This is a genomic window from Pseudoxanthomonas taiwanensis (assembly GCF_010093135.1).
Taxonomy (GTDB): domain Bacteria; phylum Pseudomonadota; class Gammaproteobacteria; order Xanthomonadales; family Xanthomonadaceae; genus Pseudoxanthomonas; species Pseudoxanthomonas taiwanensis.
This window is the reverse complement of sequence record NZ_PDWK01000024.1, coordinates 22059-42771: the sequence shown is the minus strand read 5'-3', so window position 1 is coordinate 42771 and position 20713 is coordinate 22059. Positions and strand designations below refer to the sequence as shown.

The following is a 20713-nucleotide window of genomic DNA, read 5'->3' as shown; positions in this document are numbered from 1 at the left end:
GCCCCCGCGTCAGCCCCCGGTAGACCTGCCATGGCCTAGACTTGGCATCTTTCCGTCAGACCGTATTCCGCTCATGTCCGAGATCCTGGTGCCCGTTTCCTTCGGCGAACTGCTGGACAAGATCGCGATCCTGCAGATCAAGTCCGAGCGCATCCGCGACCCGGAGAAGCTGGCCAACGTGCGCAAGGAGCTGGAGGCGCTGGAGCGCACCTGGATGGCGCACCCGGTCGCCGCACGGGACATCGCCGGCCTGCGCGCCGAGCTGAAGGCGGTCAACGAGCGCCTGTGGGTGATCGAGGACGAGATCCGCCTGAAGGAGAAGGCCCAGGAGTTCGACGAGGAGTTCATCCGCCTGGCCCGCAGCGTGTACTTCGAGAACGACGAGCGCGCGCGGATCAAGAAGGCCATCAACCTCGCCCTGGGCTCGGCCTACGTCGAGGAGAAGTCCTACCAGGACTACCGCGCCGGCGGCTCCGCGCCCTGAGCCCGGCCCGCGCGCAGTTCCAGCGCGCGGACCCGCACCAGGTGCCGCACCAGCCGCAGCGGCTCGCCGTGCGGCACCGCCACCCCGTAGCCCTGGTGCAGGCGTTCGCCCTCCTCCGGCCGGCCGGCGCCCAGCGCGCCCAGCTGGGCCAGCAGCAGCGCCTGCTCCTGCCCCTCCAGCGGCAGCGCCTCCGGGCGCAGCAGCACCGCCTCGCCCAGGCGCAGCATGGCCTCGGCGTCGCGCGCGGCGGCCGCGGCGTACAGGTCCAGCAGGGCGCGCACCGGCGCCGGCTGCGCGCCGCGGTCGATCCAGGCCGGGGCGATCCACACCCGTTCCAGGGCCGCCGGCGGCAGGTGCCCCAGCGTCGCAGCGGCCATGGCCGCGGCCGCGCGCGTCCAGGTCGCCAGGTCGGCCACCGGGCCGGTGGACAGGCCCAGCAGCGCCTGCAGCTCCGGTTCGGCCGCGGCCAGCTCGTGCTGGCGGGCTGGCAGGGGCGTGGCGCGCGGCTGTTCGCCGGCCAGGGCGCGGGCCAGCGCCACGGCGCGCTGGCGGGCCAGCAGCCCGCCGTGGCCGGGCAGCGCCGGCACCTCCGGGCTGGCCGGCGGCGGCGTCCGTCCTTCCAGGAAGTCCAGTACCGGCAGGCCGTTGTCGGCCAGCCGCTGCAGGGTGTCGGCGCGGTCGGCGCGGAAGCGGGTGCGCGGCCCTTGCAGCGCCACCTGCGGATCGAAGTCGCTGTGCGGCCGCGCCCGGAAGGCGCGCACGTAGGTGGCCAGCAGGGCGCGGCCGCCGAGCCGGCGCAGGGTCAGCGACGCCTGGCCGTCCAGGCCCACGCGCGCGGTCTCGCGCGCCAGCGCCGCCGTCTCGCGCAGGCGCGCCGCGTCCGCCGGCGGGCAGCGTCGCGGACAGGCCCCCCCCACCAGGTCGTTGTCCTGGGCCAGCCACACCTCGGCGTCGCCGAAATGCTCCAGCAGCGCGGCCAGGATCGAGGCCAGCAGGGTGTCGTCGATCTCGTAGGTCTGCAGCCACTGCACCAGCAGGCCGTCCCCGGCCAGGTGGCCGCGCAGGAAGCGGTAGAACTGGCGCGTGAACAGTCCGGCCACGCCGCTGACCCAGGGGTTGGACGGCTCGGACACGATCACGTCGTAGGTGCGGCGGCCGCTGGCGTAGAAGCGGCGCGCGTCGTCGAAGTGCACCTGCGAGCGCGGGTCGTGCAGGGCGCGGTCGATGCGCGCGGCGAACAGGGCGGCGCCGGCGCGGTGCACCAGCGGCTCGATCTCCACCGTCTCCACGCGCCGCACGCGGTCGCTGCCCAGCAGGGTGTGGGTGGACAGGCCCAGGCCCCAGCCGATCACCCCGACCTGACGCGGCTGCGGGTGCAGGGCCAGCGGCAGCGCGCCCAGGGTGACCATGGTCAGCTCGTCGCCGCCGGGCGGCAGGTCCAGGCGCGCGGCCATGGCCCCGTCGGACTTGCCGTTGGTCAGCAGCGACACGGTGCCGGTTCCGGGTGCGCGCACCACGCCGATGGTGGCGGTCTTGCCGTCGCGCAGGAACGGCACCTCCAGCGACGCGTCCAGGCGCGCGTGGCCGGTGCGGAACACGCCGGACAGCTGTGCGCGCGGGTCCGGCCGGCCCCACACCAGCGCCACCAGCAGGCCGGCCGCGGCGGCGCCGGCCAGCAGCGCCAGGCGCGCGGCCGGCAGTTCCCGGCGCGCATGGGCCAGCAGCCAGAAGCCCACGGCGATGTCGCCGGCCGCGGCCAGGGCCACGCCCGGGCGCACGCCCAGCGCGGGCACCAGGACATGGGTCATCAGCAGCACGCCGGCGATGGCGCCCACGGTATTGGCCGCGTACAGCCGCCCGATCGAGGCCTCGCCGCCGCCGCCGCGCAGCAGGGCCAGGCTGAACAGCGGCAGGGTGGTGCCGGCGAAGAACGCCGCCGGCAGCATCACCGCCATGGCCACCCCGGCGCTGCCGAGCAGGAACAGGCGGTAGCCAGCGTCGGTGCGGGCCAGCGCCCGCATCAGCGCCGCGGTCCAGTCGAAGGACTGGGCGAAGGCCAGCAGCGACAGCAGCGCGGCCAGGCCCATGGCCCCCTGGGCCAGGCCGGCCGCGCGCAGCGGGTCGTGCAGGCGCGTGCCGCGCCGCCGCACCCAGGCCCCGCCCAGGGCCAGGCCCAGCAGGAACGCGGCCAGCATCAGCTCGAAGCTGTGCACGGTGGTGCCCAGGGCCTGGTTGAGCAGGCGGATCCAGCCGATCTCGTAGACGAAGGAACAGACCCCGGACACCAGGCCGGCCCACAGCACGCCGCGCAGCAGTCGCGGTGTGGTGGCCCCATGCCCGCGCGCGGGCGCGGCGGCCGGGGCGGCGTCCCGGTCCGCCCGGCGCGCCAGGCCGAGGGCGGCGGCGGCAACCGCCCGGTTGGCCAGGCCGGCCACCGCCCGCGCGCCGGGCCTGCCCAGCCGCGGCAGCAGCACGAAGGTGGCCAGCAGGGCGCCGCCGGCCGCGCCCAGGCTGTTGGCGAAGTACAGCCCGCCCAGCACCCGTGCGTCCTGGCCGCGGCTGGCGCGGATCCAGCCGGCGCTCAGCAGCGGGAAGGTGGCGCCCAGCAGCACGCAGGCCGGCAGGATCAGCAGCGCCGCGCTCAGCCACGGGTAGGCCTGCGCGGCGGGGCCGTCGCCGAGCGCGGCCAGGACGCGCTCCGACAGGCCGGTGCAGGCCAGGAACAGCGGGTGGAAGGCCAGCCCCAGCACGCCGATGGCGGCCTCGGCCACGGCGTAGGCCAGCACCAGGCGGCGCCAGCGCAGGCCCAGACGCGCCGCGGCCCAGGCACCCAGGGCCATGCCGCCCATGAAGATCGCCAGCACCAGGTTCTGCGCATGGGCGGTGGGGCCCAGCACCAGCCCCAGGTAGTGCGACCACAGCGACTGGTACACCAGTCCGGCGAAGCCGGAGACCGTGAACAGGCCCAGCACCGCCGCCGCGGGCAGGGCGGCGGGACGGGCGGGCGCGGCGGCGTGGCTCACGCCGCCACCACCGGGTCAGCGGCCGTGGTCGGCGCGGTAGCGCTCGAAGGCCTCGATGGCGTCGTCGACGGTGACAAGGTCCATCACCCCCTCGTGCTCGATCTTGGTGCCCCACCGCAGCGCCGAGGCGGGCTTGCCCAGGTAGCGGCGGGCCGCGGCGTCGGAGCGGGCCACGCAGTAGCGGCGGTCCGAGTACGGACCGCTGCGCGCCGGGTCGGTGGCCGCGTGCAGGCCCAGCACCCGGGTGCCCATGGCGTTGGCGATGTGCATGGGCCCGGAGTCGGGCGTGACCAGCAGGTCGGCCCGTTCCAGCAGGGCCGGCAGCTGCTTGAGCGTGTCCTTGCCCACCAGGTCCAGCGCCGGGGCGCGCATGGCCGCCAGGATGGCGTCGGCGGTGCGGCGCTCCCGCCCGCTGCGGCCGCCGCACAGCACCACGCGCCAGCCCCGCGCGGCGGCGTGGTCGGCCAGTGCGGCGTAGCGCTCGGCGCGCCAGTTGCGGCGGGCGTGGCTGGAGCAGGGCGAGACCATCAGCACCGGCGTGCCGTCCTCCGGCCACTGTGCGCGCGCCCACTCGCGGGCCGCCTCCGGCACCGGCAGGTTCCATTCCACCCGGTCCTGCCTCAGGCCCAGGGGCTCGGCGAAGCTGCCGATCACGTCCAGCACGTGCTGCAGGCCGGGGCGGTCGGGGATGCGCTCGCGTATGAACAGCCCGTGCAGCTCCTTCGAGCGCGAGCGGTCGTAGCCGATCCGGCGCCGGGCCGGGACGAAGGCCGACAGCAGGTTGGCGCGCGCCGACAGCTGCAGCTGCAGCAGCGCGTCGAAACGGCCGGGCAGCGCGCGGCGCAGGGCGCGCATGCCGGCCAGGCCGCTGGCCTTGTCGTAGACGTGGAAGGTCACGCCCTCCAGGCCCTCCAGCAGGCGGAAGCCGGCGCGGTCGATGACCCAGTGCAGCGGCGCGTCCGGCCAGGCGCGCTGGATGGTGCGTACCAGCGGCACCACGTGGGTCACGTCGCCGAGGGCGGACAGGCGCAGCAGGCAGATCGAGGGGGGCATCGGTCTCGGGGTGTTGTTAGACTCACGCGGATGGTCGCGTTCGACGCCAACGAAGCCTTGATGCCGTACCGCGCCGACGACGGTTACGGGGCCATTCTCTTCGACCGTGAACGGCTGCGGCAAGCCGGCGCGGAACTGTTCTCGCCCACGGCGTGGGGTGAACGTGCGCGGCCGGTGTCCTCCGGAGGACGCGGCGGCGCCTGGTTCGTGGACGCCCCGTTCGGGTCGTGCGTGCTGCGCCACTACCTGCGCGGCGGCCTGGCCGCGCACCTGAGCCGCGACCGCTACCTGTGGCGCGGCGCCGCCAGCACCCGCAGCTTCGCCGAGTTCCGGCTGATGCGCGAGCTGTACAAGCGCGGCCTGCCGGTGCCGCGGCCGCTGGCGGCCTGCTACCTGCGCACCGGCCTGCGCTACCGCGCCGCGATCCTGATGGAGCGGCTGGAGGGCGTGCGCTCGCTGGCCGACCGCGCCCTGGTGGCCGGCAGCGGCGCGCCGTGGGAGGAGACCGGGCGCCTGATCGCGCGCTTCCACCGCGAGGGCCTGGAGCACGCCGACCTCAACGCCCACAACATCCTGTTCGACGGCAACGGCCGCGGCTGGCTGATCGACTTCGACCGCGGCCGCCTGCGCATCCCGGCCACCGGCTGGCGCGAGGCCAACCTGCGCCGCCTGCACCGCTCGCTGCTGAAGGTGCGCGGCGAGCGCGCCCGCGAGGAGGTGGACAAGGACTTCGCCCGCCTGCGCCGCGCCTACGAGCTGGCCTGGAAGCGGGGCTGCTGATGGCCGCCTGGGCGCTGCGCCTGCACGGGGTCGGCAACGCGGCGGCGGTGGCGCTGGGTTCGGCCATGGCGAGCATCGAGCGCGACGGCGCGCCCTGGTTGACCATCGACTGCGGGGCCGAGGGCCTGACCGCCTTCCAGGCCCGCTACGGCCGCAGCCCGGACGCGATCTTCGTCACCCACGTGCACCTGGACCACGTGGCCGGGTTCGAGCGGCTGTTCGTCTCGGCGTATTTCGACCCGGCGCGGCGCGGCCGCGTGCGTCTGTACGTGCCGGCGCCGGTGGTGCCGCTGCTGCACCGCCGGGTGGGCGACTATCCCAACGTGCTGGCCGAGGGCGGTGCCAACTTCTGGGACGCCTTCCAGCTGGTGCCGGTGGGCGAGGCGTTCTGGCACGACGGCGTGCGCCTGGAGGTGTTCCCGGTGCGCCACCACTGGCCCGACACCGCCTTCGGCCTGCGCCTGCGAGGCAGCGTGGTCTGGAGCGGCGACACCCGCCCGATCCCGGAGATGCTGGCACGCTATGCCGACGCCGGCGAGCTGGTGGCCCACGACTGCGGGCTGCGCGGCAATCCCTCGCACACCGGCATCGACGACCTGGAGCGCGAGTACCCGGCCGAGCTGCGCCGGCGCATGCTGCTGTACCACTACGCCAGCCCGGCCGACGGCGAGGCCCTGGCCGCGCGCGGCTACGCCGTGGCGCGCCCCGACCAGGCTTGGCCCCTGGCTCCGCCCACGGCGATGACGGCGCAGCCATGAACATGGCATCCCACGGCGGCGGCCCGCGCGACCTGCGCGGCAGGCCGCTGCGGGACCTGCGCCTGTCGGTGATCGAGGCCTGCAATTTCCGTTGCGGCTACTGCATGCCGGCCGACCGCGTACCGGAGGACGCGGGCCTGGCCCCGGCCGGGCGCCTGTCCTTCGACCGGATCGAGACTCTGGTGCGCGGCTTCGCCGCCCTGGGCGTGCGCAAGCTGCGCCTGACCGGCGGCGAACCGCTGCTGCGCAGGGGGCTGCCGGAGCTGGTGGCGCGCCTGGCGCGCATCCCCGGCATCGCGGACCTGGCCCTGACCACCAACGGCGCGCTGCTGGCCGGCCAGGCCGAGGCCCTGCGCCAGGCCGGGCTGCACCGGCTGACGGTGAGCCTGGACGCGCTGGATCCGGCGGTGTTCGCCGCCATGTCCGGCGGCCGCGGCCGGGTGGAGGCGGTGCTGGAAGGCATCGCCGCCGCGGAGGCGGCCGGCTTTGCGCAGCTGAAGCTCAACTGCGTGGTGGTGCGCGGCCGCAACGAGGACCAGGTGCTGCCGCTGCTGGAGCGCTTCCGCGGCAGCGGCCACGTGCTGCGCTTCATCGAGTACATGGATGTGGGCACCTGCAACGGCTGGCGGCCGCAGGACGTGGTGCCCTCGGCCGAACTGCGCCGGCGCGTCGCCGCGCGCTGGCCGCTGCGGCCGCTGCCGCCGCGCTACCCGGGCGAGGTGGCCGAGCGCTACGCCTTCGCCGACGGGGCGGGGAGATCGGCTTCGTCAGCGCGGTGAGCGCGCCGTTCTGCGGCGGCTGCCACCGCGCCCGGGTCTCGGCCGACGGCCGCCTGTACACCTGCCTGTTCGCCACCGGTGGCTACGATCTGAAGCCGGCCCTGGCCGGCGGCCCGGAGACGGTGGCGGCGCAAGTGGCGGCCCTGTGGGCAAGGCGCGCCGACCGTTACAGCGAGCTGCGTGGCCGCCCGCGCACGCCGCGCAAGCACATCGAGATGTTCCTGATCGGAGGTTGAGTGGCCCGCAAGTCCCCCCCCGAACCGCGCTGAGCCACCTGGACGAGGCCGGACGCCCGGCGATGGTGGACGTGTCCGCCAAGGCCGTCACCGAGCGCGCGGCCACCGCCGAGTGCCGGGTGCGCTTCCCGGCCGCGGTGGCCGCGCAACTGCGCCAGGCCGGCCTGCGCACCGGCAAGGGCGGCATCGTCGAAACCGCGGTGGTCGCCGGTACCCTGGCGGCCAAGCGCACCCACGAGCTGGTTCCCTTCTGCCATGCCCTGCCGCTGGACGGCATCCGCATCACCGTGGACTGGCACGGTGAGCGCGAGCTGCGCATCGAGTGCGCCGTGCGCACCACCGCCCGCACCGGCGTGGAGATGGAGGCGCTGACCGGCGCCACCGTGGCCGCGCTGACCGTGTACGACATGAGCAAGGCGCTGTCGCACGCCATCGTCCTGGGGCCGGCGCGGCTGCTGGGCAAGCGCGGCGGCAGGCGCGACTTCGGGCAGGTGCGCTGATGGCCCGCCTGAGCCTGCTGTACTTCGCCGCGCTGCGCGAGGCCACGGGCCTGGCGCGCGAGGAGGTGGACAGCGCCGCCCCGGACCTGGCCGCGCTGTACGCCGAGGCCGCCGCGCGGCACGGCCTGGCCTGGCCGCGGCAGCGCCTGCGCGTGGCCGTGGACGGCGCCTTCGCGCGCTGGGAGGATCCGGTGCGCGAGGGCAGCGAGGTGGCCTTCATCCCGCCGGTGTCCGGAGGCTGAGATGCCTGCGCCCGTGACCGGATTCGAGCTGGCCGCCGCGCCCTTCCGGGTGGCGCCGCTGCGCGCCCGCCTGCTGTGTGCCCGGGCTGGCGGCTACGCCAGCTTCGAGGGGCGGGTACGCGATCACCATGACGGACGGCAGGTGCTGGGGCTGCGATACGAGGCCTACGAAGCACTGGCGATCAGCGAGGGGCGGCGCATCGTGACCGAGGCTGCGGCGCGCTTCCCGCTCACCGGCGTGCTGTGCGTGCACCGCACCGGCGAGCTGGCGGTGGGCGAGCTGGCGGTATGGGGGGGGCGGCCGCGGCGCACCGTGACGCCGCCTTCGCCGCCTGCCGCTACGTGATCGACCAGATCAAGGCGCGGGTGCCGATCTGGAAGCACGAGCGCTACGCCGACGGCCGGGCGCGGTGGCTGCACCCGGACCCCGCATCACCGGTTCCATGAGGGAGGGCAGGAGATGGCATTGGCAACACCCTGGGTCCGCCTGGCGGGCCTGCTGACCCTGGCCGCGGCCGCGGCCGCCACCGATGCGCAGGCGCGCGGCGCACTGCTGGTGGGCAACAAGTCGGCCAACACAGTGTGGTGGCTGGCGCTGGAGGGCGGCCGCCGCCTGCACGAGGCCGGGACCGGTCCCGGCCCGCACGAGATCGTGGTCAGCCCCGACGGCCGCACCGCCGCGGTCAGCGAGTACGGCCACGACCGGCCCGGCAACACCGTGGGCGTGTACGCCGCGCACGACGGCCGCCTGCTGCACCGGGTGGAGCGGGGCGGACACACCCGCCCGCACGGCATGCGTTTCGCCGCCGACGGCGGCCTGCTGGTGACCACCGAGCGCAGCCAGGCCCTGCTGCGGGTGGACCCGGCCGGCATCGAGCGCGTGTACGAGGTCGGTCCGGGCCTGGGCCACATGGTGGCGCTGTCGGCCGACGACCGTTACGCCTACGTCAGCAAGCTCACCGCCGGCAGCGTGGCGCGCGTGGACCTGGCCAGCGGCGAGGTGCTGGAGCGGCCGGCCGGCAAGGGCGCCGAGGGCATCGCCGTGGCCCCCGACGGCACGGTGTGGGTGAGCAACCGCAGCGCCGACACCGTGACCGTGCACGACCCGGACACCCTGGAAGTGCTGGCCACCCTGGACAGCCCGGGCTTCCCGATCCGCGTGGCCTTCACCGCCGACGGTGCCCACGCGGTGGTGACCAACGCCAGGGCCGCCACCCTGGCGGTGTTCTCCACACGGGACCGCACCCCGGTGGCCACGGTGCCGCTGGTGGAGGAGGGCGCGCGCTTCCGCGACACCATGCTCGGCCGCGACGCCCTGCCGATCGGTGCCATCGCCGACCCGGACGGCGGCCGCGTGTACGTGGCCGTCAGCGGTGCCAACCAGATCGCGGTGGTGGACACCGCCAGCTGGACCGTGGTCGAACGCTGGTCCACCGGCGACGAGCCGGATGCCCTGGCCATCGTCAGGGACTTGCCCGAGGCGCCCTGAGGGGCGGATGTGGGGAGGGGCGGACAGGGCACCGCCGCCCCGCATCCTGCAGGAAGACAGGAAACGCGCTGGCCCGCCGGCCTGCCCCGGCGCCCGCGTCGATCGATGCGCGCAGCCCGGCGCTGCCCCGTCCGCGGGATGGCCCGGGCCGTCGCCACGGCCCGCCAATGCGGGAGCCAACAGGCAACTGGCCGTGGATCACGGGGCCGGCTTTGCGCCTCACGAAAAGGCGGCGGCCCCGCCGGCTTGCCTCGGCGCCCGCGTCGATCGATACCGTTGCTGCCTTCCGGCCCTGGCGGGGTTTTCGACCTAGCGTCGCGAGGGGCCGACGGGGCCACCATGGACGCGGGCCGCGCATCGCGCGGCCCGGGTGAGCGGGCATTCTAGCCCATCGCGCCGGGGCGGCGCCAATCGTTTTCCAGGCTGGCGAATGCGCGCCTGCGCGCGTGGGCCGCGGTCGCAAACGGCGTTGGCCCGGAAACCGGCTGCCGGATGACTTCCGGTACAACGGGGACGCGACGCGGGGCAGAAGAGCGAGGGGGATTGCGGGGCGCCGCGCGCGCCGCGCCACCGGCTGCGCGGGGGCGGGCCAGGGGCGAACCGGACCGGCTCCGCCGGAGGCGCAAAGCAAAGGGGCCCCTTGCGGGGCCCCTTTGCGCAACTGGCGGAGAGAGGGGGAAAGCCCCAAACCACCACTAAACCCTTGTTTTTCCGAGAAAAACAACCCGGTGAGAGTTTGTACCAACTGGCGGACCAGCGTCGGCGCGTAGTGTAGCAGACTGCGGGCATTGTGCGGAAGCGCCCGCCCAGGTGCTGTTAGGCCGAAGGCAGGCCACCGGCAGGTGGCCCAAGGCTCCATGCCTGCCAAGGCACAAGGCCGCCGCAGGTGGCCGCATACCCTCTTACGCTCTTTCTTTATTACCCCCCTGCCATCTTCTTCATTTTTCCCTTGTTTTTAGCCTTTTCCTTCACTTCCTGTCTCTCGATTTGTAAACAGATGCTGTTTCTATCTTGTAAACAGCATCTGTTTACAACCTGAAACATGTTGTGTTTCACCCCGTGTTGCCGATCTGTCGCTTTTTCGTTTCTATTCGCAACAGGTGCGTTGACAAAGCGGACATATCGCCTACAACGTTGTAGGCGAGGCTGGCGGCTTGCCTTCCTTCGCATTCCCCCGCGATGGAATACCCACCATGACCCTCCAGAACAGAACCGAAACCGTCCCCGCCTCGGAAATCCCCTACGAAATCGACGCAGAAGCGGGGTTGACGGAGGCTGCTAAGCAGGCCTTGCTAGAAGCCGCTGCCGCAGGCGCAACGCTCGAAAAAACTGCTTACTACCGTGAACGTGGCCCGGTCTCGTTCGAGGATGAGGCGTATTTTTGTCTGACATTCCTCGACAATTTCATCAGCTTCCTTGATACCGGGCTGTCTCCGCAAGAACTGAAAGTTGCCGCCTACACGCTGCGTCAGATGGAGTATGGCAACCTGGTTTGTCTCTCCCAAACGTCCATCGCCAACGATCTCGGCCTGCACCGGCAGGCGGTGAATCGACACTTCCGAACCCTCACGGCAAAAGGGTTTTTCGTAAAAAAGAACGGGCATACGTTCGTGAACTCAACCCTGTTTGCCAAGGGCTTGACTACCCGGATGACCCCCGAACGAGTCGCCAACATCAAAGACGCCCACGACACAAGGGGCGGCAAGTTCAAGCCCACCCTGAAAGCCCGCACCAAGTAAGAAACGCCCCGCCTTCCGGCGGGGCGTGTGTTTTTGGATGGGTGTTAGACCTGGCCTCGGCTGCTGCCTCGGCTGCCCGTCTACCTGGTTCGCGTTACCGGCTTCATCCACGGCGGCACAAACGCCTGCGCCGCCCGTTCGCTAATTGCTGGCTTCTCCGCCGCCTGCTTGGCTTCCGCGTCCTTTCGCAACTGCCCGGCTATGGCCGGGCTCCACAAGCCCATCTTGGCCCATTCCCGCAACTTCTCCGCCTCGGTCAGTTCTCGCTTTGGCTTTGGCTTCTCCGGGTTACGTGCAACGTGTTCCCGCATGGCCGCGGCCCGCCGTCTCCACTCCGCCACCACCACGGCGGCCCGCTTTTCTGCCTGCTGCTGGCGACGGCTGGCCGCTTGCCACGCCTGCCGCGCCTGTTTCGCCTGCTCGCTGGCCTCGGCCAGCCGCCCACGCCGCCGCTCTGCCGACTCGGCGGCGGCTGTGGCTTCCGCGTCCTGTTCCCTGACCCATCCCGGCACCAACCCCAACCACGCCCGCAGGCGGTGGCTTTCTCGCCAGCTCTGGCCCTGCTGGCGGTGGTACTGCTCCCGCTTCTGTGCCAGTTCCAGCGCCTGCTGTCGGCCATAGGCTACGCGCTCGGCTTTGTGTACCTGCTCGTACTTCCGGCTGGCGTCATCGCGTAGCCGTTCCACGCGCTGGCCCACGCGCTCGGCTGCGTCCCTGGCCTTCCTCCACGGCCCCAACAGTCGCTGCCCCTGTGCTTTCCATGCCTCCTGCGGCGTCGGCTGCCGCTTCGTCGCAGGCGTGGCCGCCTGCTCGCGCTGCCGGTCCTTCCGGGCCTGCTCCTGCCCCATCCCTGCCGGGGTGGGGTGAATGTAGCGCGCACGCGCCGGCGTTCCGCCCCGGCGCTCGATCGCCGTGGCTTTCGGCCCCATGTGTCGCTGCGGCTCCTGCTCTTTGCCCTGTTCTTTCAGACTGCGGTGGTCAATCCGCTCCCGGCTCCCGGCCAGTTCCAGCGCCTTGTTGGCTTCCGCTGCCCACGTCTCCCGCCATTGCGTCAGTTCGTCCTTCCGCTCCTTCGTCCACTCTTTGCGGATTTTCTTGCCCCAGCCCTCGGCAGTGATTTCACGCATGGACACCATCACATGCGCGTGCGGGTTGTCGCCGTCCAAGTGGTGCCAAGCCACGGTGGCGACCATGCCTTGGTCAACACATTGCGACTTCACCCACGACCGCGTTAGCGCCTTCATCTGCTCGGCGGTCAGTTCACGCGGCAAGGCCATGTTGACCTCTCGGCACAACTGCGCGTCTTTCCGCTTCTCGACCCGCTCCACGCTGTTCCAGCATTTCGACGGGTCGGCCATCCACTCCGGCGCATTCGCTGGCGTCATCTGCTCCCAGCCATCGACCCCCCTTTTGCGGGTGTAGTCGTGGCGCAAGCCGGTACGCTCATCCACCATGTCCACGCCCAGGCGATAAGCCGCCGCCGCTACGCTGCTGCGTCCGCTCTTTCGGTCGATGACCTGCGCCGATAGATGGTAGATCGCCATGTTGTGTTGTGGTTCGCGGTTTTGCTTTTGCTCCTGCTTTTGCTTTGGCTCACCCCGTAGGGCGCACACATTGCCGAAGGCAATGTATAAGTGCGCCTTTGGCTCCTTCGCTTCGCTCTGTCGCGTCGGATTGGCTCGCCTCGCTTCGCTCGGCTACGCCCTTCATCCTGCGGCGCTGGCTCACTTCGTCAATGGCTGGCCCTTGCCAAATGCGACCCCCACCGCAGACTGCTGGTATTCCCATCAGTTCTAACCGTCATGGCAAAACGTACCCCCGACCAAATCGTCGCTGACTTGTCCGCCAAACTCGCCCGCGCAAAAGATCGCGCACGCTCTGCCCGCACCCACCGGCTTTGTCAGTTCGGTGGCGCGTTCGATTCGATCATCGATGACAAGCTGCTGGCCGCGCTTCGGCTCATGCCTGACGCTGACCTGGAACGCCTGCGCTCCAATCTGCGGGCTGGCGTTCTGCGTTATGCGCCCCCGGCTTCGCCGACCGCTTCCGTCGATAGCGTCTAACGCTTTTGCGTTGCCTTCCGGCGTCCGCTCCGTGCTGTCTCCGGGGCCGCGCCAATAGCCAGCAACGGCCGCAGGCCGTCAATGTCAATGACGCCCTCGGCGGCCCAGTCCAGGGCCGGCAGGCAGGCGGCGGCCGTCGCTCTCAGCGCCGAGCCGCCAGCCCCGTAGGTGGCGGCGTGGTCGGTATCCAGCGTGCTTGGCCCTTCGCTGCTCTCGTGGCCAACGAAGCGTTCCCGCCAGCCCTGGGCCACGCCTTTGCGGGTCATCGTCTGGATGACGGTGGCGCGGAAGGAGTGAAGCCCCATCCGGCCCTTGCCGCGCGGGGCAATGCCCCACGCTTTCAGGGCCGACAGAAACGCCTTCTGACTGGACGCGGCCGGGCCGTTCTGCGTCAGCAGGTTGCCGGGGAAAAGCCGGGACTCCCCGGCGGCCTTCCTGGCCTCCACCCGATCCAGCAGGCCCAGGGCCAGCAGGTCGGGGTGGATTGGCACCAGGCGAATGCTGGCCTCGGCCTTTACGGCCTTGTCTTCGGCCAGTTCGTTGATGTCCAGGACGGGCACGCCCTCGTGCTCGTCCGGCCCCACGTCCACCAGCTCCAACCGGGCCAGCTCGTTCGACCTGGCCCCGGTGTAAAGCGCCAGCACGGCCAGCCAGCGGTCTTTGAGCGTCGGCAGGATGGCGAACGCCTCGGGCGCAAACATCATCCGCAGTTGCTCGGCCTTGAACGCCTGGAAGCCGGTACCGCGCCGGCTAGCCTTGTCGGCCCGGGTCAGGCGGATATGCCCGGCGGCCGGATTGGCTTTGTCGTCGGGGTAGTAGCCGCTGGACGCGGCCCAGGTAAAGAACCGTTTGAGGTAGGACTGGACGGACTGCGCGGTCTTGCGCGCCAGGCCGCCGGCCATCAAGTGGTTGTAGAAGCCTGCGCAGTCCGCGCGGCCCAGTGTGTAGAGCCGGGTTCCCGGCTTGACGTAGGCGGCGAAGGTTTCGCCGGTCTTCTTCAACTTGTGGTAGGTCTTCAAGCGGGCCGGCGTGGTGAAGTTCGGCCGCTCGGCTTTCAGCCAGAAGTCCACGGCGCTGTCTGTCCGGCTGTTGTGGACGCCAGGCGGTGGGCCAGGTGGCGGCGGTACCGGCAGGGCCGACGGCGGCGGCTGGTTCGCCAGTGGGCCGGCCCCGCCGTACAACTCGGCCAGGAACCTGGCCGCCTCCTTGGCGGCCGCCATGTCGGCCGCCCTGTCGTCGGTGTCCGGGCCTTCCATCGACATGCCGGAGGCGGCATGTACCACCTTCCACTCTTTCGGCTTGCGTCCGCCAGTCAGGCCCAGCGCTTGCGCCAGGTCGTCATCGTCCTGTTTCCGCCACACCATCCCCGACGCCTCCACCCGTGCGATAGCCGCATGGTAGGCGAGCAACAACGCGCCTGACCATGCCAGCGCCAGGCGCGGATCATGCGTGCGAAGGCTGCGCCGGATCTCGCCGCGTCCGTCGAATTGGCGGCGCAGGTGCTTGGGAACGACCAGGCGGAAGGTGTAGCCGCTAGGGCGGTGGAGCAAGTAGCGAGGCAGGCGCATGAATGTACCAATCCATGTACCAGGCGCGTTCTCTCCGAAAAAAGAAAAACCCCTGTAAAAACAGGGGTTTAGGCGTATCTGGCGGAGAGAGGGGGATTCGAACCCCCGAGGCGGTTTATAGCCGCCTACACACTTTCCAGGCGTGCTCCTTCAACCACTCGGACACCTCTCCGGAACCTGGCAGGGCGCCGGAAGCGCCCTGTCGGGCGGCGAATTCTAACCCCAGCGGGCACTTGCCACAAGGCCGGCTTGCCGGCCGGGCGGGCATGGCACAATGCCGGTCCTGATCGAGCCGGTTGCCTGATGTCCTACCTCGTCCTCGCCCGCAAGTGGCGCCCGAAGCGCTTCTCCGAACTGGTCGGGCAGGAACACGTGGTCCGCGCGCTGGGCAATGCCCTGGACAGCGGGCGGGTGCACCACGCGTTCCTGTTCACCGGCACCCGGGGCGTGGGCAAGACCACCATCGCCCGCATCTTCGCCAAGTCGCTCAACTGCGAGCAGGGCACCAGCGCCGAGCCCTGCGGCCGGTGCGCGGCCTGTACCGACATCGACGCCGGCCGCTACATCGACCTGCTGGAGATCGACGCGGCCTCCAACACCGGCGTGGACGACGTGCGCGAGGTGATCGAGAACGCGCAGTACATGCCCTCGCGCGGCCGCTACAAGGTGTACCTCATCGACGAGGTGCACATGCTCTCCAAGGCGGCCTTCAACGCCCTGCTGAAGACCCTGGAGGAGCCGCCGGAGCACGTGAAGTTCCTGCTGGCCACCACCGACCCGCAGAAGCTGCCGATCACGGTGCTCTCGCGCTGCCTGCAGTTCAACCTCAAGCGGCTGGACGAGGGCCAGATCGAGGGCCAGATGACCAGGATCCTGGCTGCCGAGGGCATCGAGGCCGAGCCGGGGGCGATCCGCCAGCTCGCGCGGGCGGCCGACGGCAGCCTGCGCGACGGCCTGTCCCTGCTGGACCAGGCCATCGCCTACGCCGGCGGCGCGCTGCGCGAGGACGCGGTGCGGGCCATGCTCGGCAGCGTGGACCGCACCCAGGTGGCGGCGCTGCTGGACGCGTTGGCCGACGGCGACGGAGCGCGCCTGCTGCAGGTGGTGGCCACCCTGGCCGGCTTCGCTCCGGACTGGGGCAACGTGCTGGAGGCCCTGGCCGAGGCCCTGCACCGCATCCAGGTGCGGCAGCTGGTGCCCGGCGCGGCGCAGGACGACGAGGGCATCGCCGTGGACGCCTACGCGCCGCGGCTGCGCCCGGAGGTGGTGCAGCTGTGGTACCAGATGGCGGTCAACGGCCGCCGCGACCTGGACCTGGCCCCGTCGCCCCGCGTGGGCTTCGAGATGACCGTGCTGCGCATGCTGGCCTTCCGGCCCGAGGCCGATGCCGGTCCGCCGGCTTCCGGTGGCGCCGGCCTGCATGGCGGCGCGCGGCCGGCACCGGGGCCGGCGGCGGGCCTGTCCGCGGCACCGGCGCCGGCCGGCCCGGCACCGGCCGTGCCTCCGGCCGGGCCGGCCCGGGGCCTGGGGCGGACCGAACCGGCCTCGGTGGCCGGCCTGGCCCCGGACATCGTGATGCCGGCCGCCGCGCCCCGGCCGGCGCCCGCGCCCGCGGCGGAGCCGGCGGCCATGCCGCCACCGGAGCCGGTGGCGCCCGTGGCCGCGCCGTCGGCACCCGCCGCTTCGGGCGGGGTGATCGAGGACGCCGAGGACTGGCTGCGCCGGGTCGCCGCCTGCGACCTCCGCGGGCCGGCGCGCGAGCTGGCCGCGCATTCGGCCTTCGTGTCCCATGCCGGCGGGGTGCTGACCCTGGCCCTGGCGCCCGGCTTCGAGTACCTGCGCACGGAGAAGTCCACCGCGGTGCTGGCCGAGGCCCTGGGCGCCGGGCTGGGCGCGGTGCCGAAGATCGTGTTCCAGGTGGGCGAGCTGCCCGCCGAGACCCTGAACCAGCGGCTGGACCGCGAGCGCGACTCGCGCCAGGCGGCGGCCGAGGAGACCTTCCACAACGACCCGGCGGTGCGCCGCCTGGTCGAGCAGTACGGGGCCCGCGTGGTGCCCGATTCCATCCGACCCGCAGACGAGAACTGAACAATGCGCGGCAACATCGCCCAGCTCATGCAGCAGGCGCAGAAGATGCAGGAGAACCTGCAGCGCGCCCAGGAAGAACTGGCCCGGCTCGAGGTCACCGGCAGCGCCGGCGGCGGCATGGTCAGCGTGACCCTGACCGGCACCAAGGAGTGCCGCAAGGTGCGCATCGATCCGAGCATCCTCTCCGACCAGGAAATGGTCGAGGACCTGATCGCCGCCGCCTTCAACGACGCGTCCAACAAGGTCGATGCCGAATCCAAGGCGCGCATGAGCGCGGCCACCGCCGGCCTGCCGCTGCCGCCGGGGATGAAGCTGCCGTTCTGACCGCCCCGTGTCGCTGCTGCTCGAACAGCTGATCGAAGCCTTCCAGGTGCTGCCGGGGGTCGGCCGCAAGACCGCCCAGCGCATGGCCTACCACGTGCTCGAGCGCGGCCGCGACGGCGGCCGCCGCCTGGCCGGGGTGCTGGCCGAGGCGGTGGAGCGCATCGGCCACTGCAGCCAGTGCCGCGACTTCAGCGAGACCGAGGTGTGCGCGCTGTGCGCCGGCGCCGGCCGCGACCGCCAGCAGCTGTGCGTGGTGGAGACGCCGGCCGACCGCCTGGCCATCGAGACGGCCACCGGCTACCGCGGGCTGTACTTCGTGCTGCAGGGCCGGCTGTCGCCGCTGGACGGCATCGGCCCGCGCGAGCTGGGCCTGGACCTGCTGGCCCGGCGCCTGGAGGGCGGCGAGGTCGCCGAGATGATCGTGGCCACCTCGGCCACCGTGGAGGGCGAGGCCACCGCGCACTACCTGGCGCAGCTGGCCCGCCAGCACGGCGTGCGGCCCAGCCGCCTGGCCCAGGGCCTGCCGCTGGGCGGCGAGCTGGAGTACGTGGACCGCGGCACCCTTTCCCACGCCTTCGGCTCCCGCGCGGAGATGAAGGACTGAGCGCCCGCGCGGCGTGGCGCGCTAAGCTGGCCTTCCGGTCGCAGCCCCAAACCCCATCGCCACCATGACCGACACCATCTTCGGCAAGATCATCCGTCGCGAAATCCCGGCCACCATCGTCTATGAGGACGAGGACATCCTCGGTTTCAAGGACATCGCCCCGCAGGCGCCGGTGCATGTGCTGTTCGTGCCCAAGCACGAGCCGATCCGCACCCTGGACGATGCCAGGCCCGAGCACGCCCAGCTGCTGGGCCGGCTGATGCTGGCCGCGGCCGAGTACGCCCGCCGCCAGGGCCTGGAGCGGGATGGCTACCGGGTGGTGATGAACTGCCGCGACCACGCCGGCCAAACCGTGTTCCACATCCATCTGCACCTGCTGGCCGGCGCACCGCTGGGCCACTTCGGCGTCCCCGGCCGCTGAGCCCCGCCCCCCCGGATACGCGAGCGCCGCCCGGTGGGCGGCGCTCGTCGTCGTTCATGCGTGCCTGCGCGGGCGGGGGCTTACCACCACCACCACGGCCCCCAGTAGGGGCGCCAGTACGGCCCCCAGTACGGGTGCGGCGGGACCACCACTTCCACCTCCCGCACCTCCGGCCACAGGTAGACCACGTCGGCGGCCAGGCGCGGCAGGCGGTAGTCGTACTCGCCGATGCGCACGGTTTCGGTGCCCTCGACGCGGCCGATGAAGGTCACCTCGCGGCCGGGGGTGAACACCGCCGGGTCGTAGAAGCCGGCGCGGCAGGCCAGGAAGCGGCCCTGGCTGGCGTCCGGCGAGTTGCCGTCGGGGCGCCCGCTGGCGTTCAGCGGCAGGGCCACCATCTGGAAGCAGGTCATGTCCTGGCGCGGCTGGGTTTCGACCACGCGGCCGCCCCAGCGCACGGTGACGCCCGCCTGGGTGTCCGCCGCGGCCTGCTGCGGGGTCACGGCGGGGAAGTTGCCCTGCAGGGGCTGGGGTGCGGTGGCGCATGCGCCCAGCAGCGCGGCCGCCGCCGCGGCCAGGACGATGCGGAACGGATGGCGGACGGACATGCGGATTCTCCTCGTTCAGGGGCGATGCCGCGCCAGGTCACGCAGTAGCTGGCGCGGCGTCTGCGAGGCGCGAGCGTAGCGCGCGGCGACGAAACGTTGGCTGAGTATAAGCAGGGCCTGGCCCGAGCCGGGGCGGGCCGCGGCCACGCGCTGCGCCCAGGCCAGCGCCGGCTCGGGCGGGGCCCGGCCCAGGCCCAGTTTCTCGTAGCGCCGGCCCAGGCGGCGCCAGGCGCGCAGCAGCGGGTCGCGCTCGCGCTCGCCGCGCGCCAGCCGCCACACCATGGCGGCCACGGCCAGGGCCGCCAGCGCCGCGAACAGGGCCAGCAGCTGCGCGGGCGAGGCCCGCTCCAGGCCGAGCGTGCGCAGCATCGCCTGCTGGCGGGCGGCGTCGAACCCGAGCACCAGGTCGTTCCAGCCGCGGCGCAGCCAGTCGGCGAAGTCGCCCAGCGTGTCCAAGCGCAGCGGCGCCTGGCCGCCGGCGCCGGCGGCGCGCTGCTCGAGGGTGTCGTAGATGCGTTCGGGCGCCACCGCGGCGGTCGGATCCACCCGCACCCAGCCCTGGCCGTCCAGCCAGACCTCGACCCAGGCGTGGGCGTCCATGCGCCGCACCACCCAGTAACCACCGAACGGGTTGCGGTAGCCGCCGGTGTAGCCGGTGACCACTCGCGCCGGGATGCCGGCCGCGCGCATCAGCACGGTGAAGGCCGAGGCGAAGTGCTCGCAATAACCGGCGCGAGTCTGGAACAGGAACTCGTCCACCGCGTCGCGGCCGGGCAGCGGCGTGTCCAGGGTGTAGGCGAACTCCGCGCGAGTCCAGCCCAGGGCGCGCCCGATGATGGCGCGGTCGTCGCCGCCGGCCTGCTGCCGCCACTGCCGTGCCAGGGCCAGGGTGCGCGGGTTGCGCTCCGGCGGCAGCTGCAGGGCCTGCTGGCGCAGGCGCGGGCGCAGGGTGGGCTCGAACGCCACCGGCGGGGCCGAGCGCAGCCGCCAGCGGCTGGGCGAGGCCAGCGGCCGCTGCGCGGTCAGCGAGCCGTCCCCGCCCAGCCGCGCGCCCGCCGGCGCCGCCTCCGGCAGGTCCAGGGCAACCAGGTGGCGGTTGTCGGCCGGCTCCAGCTCGATCTCGTAGTCCCAGCCGGCATCGGCCAGCCGCACCTGCGCCGGGGGCAGGCCGCGCAACCACGGCGGGCGGGTCCAGGTCCGGCCGTCGTAGTGCCACAGCACCGGGCCGCGCCAGTACATCTGCTCCGGCCCGGGCATCGGGCCGAAGAACTGCGCGCGCAGCGCGGGGCGGTCGTCGGCCATCAGGTCCAGCCAGCCGCCCGGACTCATGCGGTCCGACAGCCCGGGTCTGGCCAGGGCGCGCTCGGGCACGCCCCACAGCGGCGTGGCCAGGCGCGGGAACAGCCAGAATGCGGCCAGGGTCAGCGGCAGGCCCAGGCCGACCAGGCGCGCGGTGGTGGCCAGGTGCCGGCGCAGCGGCGGCGGCGCCACGCCGGCCTCGGCATCGGCCAGGCGTTGCAGAGTCAGCAGGGCGGTCAGCGCCGCGGCCAGGGCCAGGACCATGGTCAGCGGCCCCTGGTCGAGCAGGAAGCCGGCGAAGGGTGCGAACAGGGCAAAGCCCAGCAGGCTGCGCGCGTCGCGCAGGCCGCGGGTTTCGGCCGGCTTGATCGCCAGCATCGCCGCCAGCAGCGCGCAGCCGGTGTCGCGGCCCGGGCGCGCGCCCATCGCGGCGAACACCGCGGCCAGCATGGCCAAGGTCAGCAGCAGGCGCAGCCAGCCCGGCCGGGGCCTGCGCCACGCCAGCGCCGCCACCGCCGCCGCCGCCAGGCCGAAGCCCAGGCCCAGCACCGGCGGCAGCAACAGCAGCAGCGGCAGCAGCGCCAGTCCGGCCGTGGCCAGGGCCCAGGCGCGGCTGTGCGGATCGAGCGGGGGCGTGGCGCGCGCGTCCATCGGC

18 protein-coding genes, 1 tRNA gene, 1 other RNA gene and 2 pseudogenes are annotated in these 20713 nt (G+C 72.6%); 14 read left to right on the top strand and 8 right to left on the bottom strand.

The window, feature by feature from the left end:
- The first annotated feature begins 73 nt into the window (after nucleotides 1–73).
- Nucleotides 74–484, top strand: a complete 411-nt coding sequence (locus CR938_RS06640) for a DUF6165 family protein (RefSeq protein ID WP_162124247.1) — start codon at nucleotides 74–76, stop codon at nucleotides 482–484.
- On the opposite strand, the gene CR938_RS06635 is transcribed toward CR938_RS06640, so the two are convergent.
- Nucleotides 457–3507, bottom strand: coding sequence for a spermine/spermidine synthase domain-containing protein (locus CR938_RS06635; RefSeq protein WP_162124246.1), 3051 nt, complete (start codon nucleotides 3505–3507; stop codon nucleotides 457–459). The genes CR938_RS06640 and CR938_RS06635 overlap by 28 nt on opposite strands.
- A gap of 15 nt (nucleotides 3508–3522) precedes the next feature.
- Nucleotides 3523–4560 (bottom strand): glycosyltransferase family 9 protein, encoded by a 1038-nt coding sequence (locus CR938_RS06630; protein ID WP_162124245.1) that lies wholly within the window; start codon nucleotides 4558–4560, stop codon nucleotides 3523–3525.
- 30 nt (nucleotides 4561–4590) lie between these two features.
- Here CR938_RS06630 and CR938_RS06625 point away from each other — a divergent pair, with 30 nt between their 5' ends.
- The 7 genes and pseudogenes from CR938_RS06625 (at nucleotide 4591) to CR938_RS06595 (ending at nucleotide 9344) form a co-directional block, all read left to right on the top strand.
- The gene (locus CR938_RS06625) at nucleotides 4591–5340 is read left to right on the top strand and encodes a 3-deoxy-D-manno-octulosonic acid kinase (RefSeq protein ID WP_162124244.1); all 750 of its coding nucleotides are present in this window, start codon (nucleotides 4591–4593) and stop codon (nucleotides 5338–5340) included.
- Nucleotides 5340–6098: an MBL fold metallo-hydrolase gene (locus CR938_RS06620; RefSeq protein ID WP_162124243.1), complete on the top strand. Its 759-nt coding sequence runs from the start codon at nucleotides 5340–5342 to the stop codon at nucleotides 6096–6098. The genes CR938_RS06625 and CR938_RS06620 overlap by 1 nt, the downstream gene beginning before the upstream one ends.
- Nucleotides 6095–7113 (top strand): annotated as a pseudogene (gene moaA, locus CR938_RS06615) (GTP 3',8-cyclase MoaA). The gene CR938_RS06620 and the pseudogene moaA overlap by 4 nt, the downstream one beginning before the upstream one ends.
- Complete coding sequence (gene moaC, locus CR938_RS06610; RefSeq protein WP_281350240.1) at nucleotides 7110–7613, top strand: cyclic pyranopterin monophosphate synthase MoaC; 504 nt, start codon at nucleotides 7110–7112, stop codon at nucleotides 7611–7613. The pseudogene moaA and the gene moaC overlap by 4 nt, the downstream one beginning before the upstream one ends.
- Nucleotides 7613–7855, top strand: a complete 243-nt coding sequence (locus CR938_RS06605) for a MoaD/ThiS family protein (protein WP_162124242.1) — start codon at nucleotides 7613–7615, stop codon at nucleotides 7853–7855. Before moaC ends, CR938_RS06605 begins: the two co-directional genes overlap by 1 nt.
- 1 nt (nucleotide 7856) lies before the next feature.
- A pseudogene (locus CR938_RS06600) lies at nucleotides 7857–8302 on the top strand (molybdenum cofactor biosynthesis protein MoaE).
- 13 nt (nucleotides 8303–8315) lie between these two features.
- A complete protein-coding gene (locus tag CR938_RS06595; RefSeq protein ID WP_162124241.1) occupies nucleotides 8316–9344 on the top strand; it encodes a Vgb family protein in 1029 nt (342 codons plus the stop codon).
- Nucleotides 9345–9579: 235 nt separating this feature from the next.
- On the opposite strand, the gene ffs is transcribed toward CR938_RS06595, so the two are convergent.
- An RNA gene (gene ffs, locus CR938_RS06590) (signal recognition particle sRNA small type) lies at nucleotides 9580–9676 on the bottom strand.
- An 861-nt stretch (nucleotides 9677–10537) separates the two neighbouring features.
- Here ffs and CR938_RS06585 point away from each other — a divergent pair.
- Complete coding sequence (locus tag CR938_RS06585; protein ID WP_162124240.1) at nucleotides 10538–11083, top strand: replication/maintenance protein RepL; 546 nt, start codon at nucleotides 10538–10540, stop codon at nucleotides 11081–11083.
- Nucleotides 11084–11163: 80 nt separating this feature from the next.
- On the opposite strand, the gene mobQ is transcribed toward CR938_RS06585, so the two are convergent.
- Nucleotides 11164–12627: a MobQ family relaxase gene (gene mobQ / locus CR938_RS06580; RefSeq protein WP_162124239.1), complete on the bottom strand. Its 1464-nt coding sequence runs from the start codon at nucleotides 12625–12627 to the stop codon at nucleotides 11164–11166.
- A 258-nt stretch (nucleotides 12628–12885) separates the two neighbouring features.
- On the opposite strand from mobQ, the gene CR938_RS06575 reads away from it, so the two are divergent.
- Nucleotides 12886–13146 carry a hypothetical protein gene (locus CR938_RS06575; protein ID WP_162124238.1) on the top strand — a complete coding sequence of 87 codons (261 nt, stop codon included), beginning with the start codon at nucleotides 12886–12888 and terminating at the stop codon, nucleotides 13144–13146.
- Here the strand turns inward: CR938_RS06575 and CR938_RS06570 are convergent.
- Together CR938_RS06570 and CR938_RS06565 are read right to left on the bottom strand one after the other, a co-directional pair.
- Nucleotides 13143–14714, bottom strand: coding sequence for a DUF6538 domain-containing protein (locus CR938_RS06570; protein ID WP_162124237.1), 1572 nt, complete (start codon nucleotides 14712–14714; stop codon nucleotides 13143–13145). The genes CR938_RS06575 and CR938_RS06570 overlap by 4 nt on opposite strands.
- A 79-nt stretch (nucleotides 14715–14793) precedes the next feature.
- Nucleotides 14794–14886: transfer RNA gene (locus CR938_RS06565), tRNA-Ser, on the bottom strand.
- A gap of 131 nt (nucleotides 14887–15017) precedes the next feature.
- On the opposite strand from CR938_RS06565, the gene dnaX reads away from it, so the two are divergent.
- The 4 genes from dnaX to CR938_RS06545 all read left to right on the top strand — a co-directional run bounded on the left by dnaX (nucleotide 15018) and on the right by CR938_RS06545 (nucleotide 18151).
- Nucleotides 15018–16802: a DNA polymerase III subunit gamma/tau gene (gene dnaX, locus CR938_RS06560; RefSeq protein ID WP_162124236.1), complete on the top strand. Its 1785-nt coding sequence runs from the start codon at nucleotides 15018–15020 to the stop codon at nucleotides 16800–16802.
- A gap of 3 nt (nucleotides 16803–16805) precedes the next feature.
- The gene (locus CR938_RS06555) at nucleotides 16806–17126 is read left to right on the top strand and encodes a YbaB/EbfC family nucleoid-associated protein (protein WP_162124235.1); all 321 of its coding nucleotides are present in this window, start codon (nucleotides 16806–16808) and stop codon (nucleotides 17124–17126) included.
- A gap of 7 nt (nucleotides 17127–17133) precedes the next feature.
- On the top strand, nucleotides 17134–17730 hold the full coding sequence (gene recR, locus CR938_RS06550) for a recombination mediator RecR (RefSeq protein ID WP_162124234.1): 597 nt from the start codon (nucleotides 17134–17136) through the stop codon (nucleotides 17728–17730).
- 64 nt (nucleotides 17731–17794) lie between these two features.
- Nucleotides 17795–18151, top strand: a complete 357-nt coding sequence (locus CR938_RS06545; RefSeq protein ID WP_162124233.1) for a histidine triad nucleotide-binding protein — start codon at nucleotides 17795–17797, stop codon at nucleotides 18149–18151.
- Nucleotides 18152–18231: 80 nt separating this feature from the next.
- On the opposite strand, the gene CR938_RS06540 is transcribed toward CR938_RS06545, so the two are convergent.
- Both CR938_RS06540 and CR938_RS06535 read right to left on the bottom strand, forming a co-directional pair.
- Nucleotides 18232–18759 carry a Slp family lipoprotein gene (locus CR938_RS06540; RefSeq protein ID WP_162124232.1) on the bottom strand — a complete coding sequence of 176 codons (528 nt, stop codon included), beginning with the start codon at nucleotides 18757–18759 and terminating at the stop codon, nucleotides 18232–18234.
- Nucleotides 18760–18774: 15 nt separating this feature from the next.
- The gene (locus CR938_RS06535; RefSeq protein WP_162124231.1) at nucleotides 18775–20709 is read right to left on the bottom strand and encodes a transglutaminase TgpA family protein; all 1935 of its coding nucleotides are present in this window, start codon (nucleotides 20707–20709) and stop codon (nucleotides 18775–18777) included.
- Nucleotides 20710–20713: the final 4 nt, after the last annotated feature.

Bases quoted from the DNA above. Each gene is read 5' to 3' on its own strand.
- CR938_RS06640 (WP_162124247.1), top strand. From the start codon at position 74: ATGTCCGAGATCCTGGTGCCCGTTTCCTTCGGCGAACTGCTGGACAAG.
- CR938_RS06630 (WP_162124245.1), bottom strand. From the start codon at position 4,560: ATGCCCCCCTCGATCTGCCTGCTGCGCCTGTCCGCCCTCGGCGACGTG.
- CR938_RS06625 (WP_162124244.1), top strand. From the start codon at position 4,591: ATGGTCGCGTTCGACGCCAACGAAGCCTTGATGCCGTACCGCGCCGAC.
- CR938_RS06620 (WP_162124243.1), top strand. From the start codon at position 5,340: ATGGCCGCCTGGGCGCTGCGCCTGCACGGGGTCGGCAACGCGGCGGCG.
- CR938_RS06605 (WP_162124242.1), top strand. From the start codon at position 7,613: ATGGCCCGCCTGAGCCTGCTGTACTTCGCCGCGCTGCGCGAGGCCACG.
- CR938_RS06595 (WP_162124241.1), top strand. From the start codon at position 8,316: ATGGCATTGGCAACACCCTGGGTCCGCCTGGCGGGCCTGCTGACCCTG.
- CR938_RS06585 (WP_162124240.1), top strand. From the start codon at position 10,538: ATGACCCTCCAGAACAGAACCGAAACCGTCCCCGCCTCGGAAATCCCC.
- mobQ (WP_162124239.1), bottom strand. From the start codon at position 12,627: ATGGCGATCTACCATCTATCGGCGCAGGTCATCGACCGAAAGAGCGGA.
- CR938_RS06575 (WP_162124238.1), top strand. From the start codon at position 12,886: ATGGCAAAACGTACCCCCGACCAAATCGTCGCTGACTTGTCCGCCAAA.
- CR938_RS06570 (WP_162124237.1), bottom strand. From the start codon at position 14,714: ATGCGCCTGCCTCGCTACTTGCTCCACCGCCCTAGCGGCTACACCTTC.
- dnaX (WP_162124236.1), top strand. From the start codon at position 15,018: ATGTCCTACCTCGTCCTCGCCCGCAAGTGGCGCCCGAAGCGCTTCTCC.
- CR938_RS06555 (WP_162124235.1), top strand. From the start codon at position 16,806: ATGCGCGGCAACATCGCCCAGCTCATGCAGCAGGCGCAGAAGATGCAG.
- CR938_RS06545 (WP_162124233.1), top strand. From the start codon at position 17,795: ATGACCGACACCATCTTCGGCAAGATCATCCGTCGCGAAATCCCGGCC.
- CR938_RS06540 (WP_162124232.1), bottom strand. From the start codon at position 18,759: ATGTCCGTCCGCCATCCGTTCCGCATCGTCCTGGCCGCGGCGGCGGCC.
- CR938_RS06535 (WP_162124231.1), bottom strand. From the start codon at position 20,709: ATGGACGCGCGCGCCACGCCCCCGCTCGATCCGCACAGCCGCGCCTGG.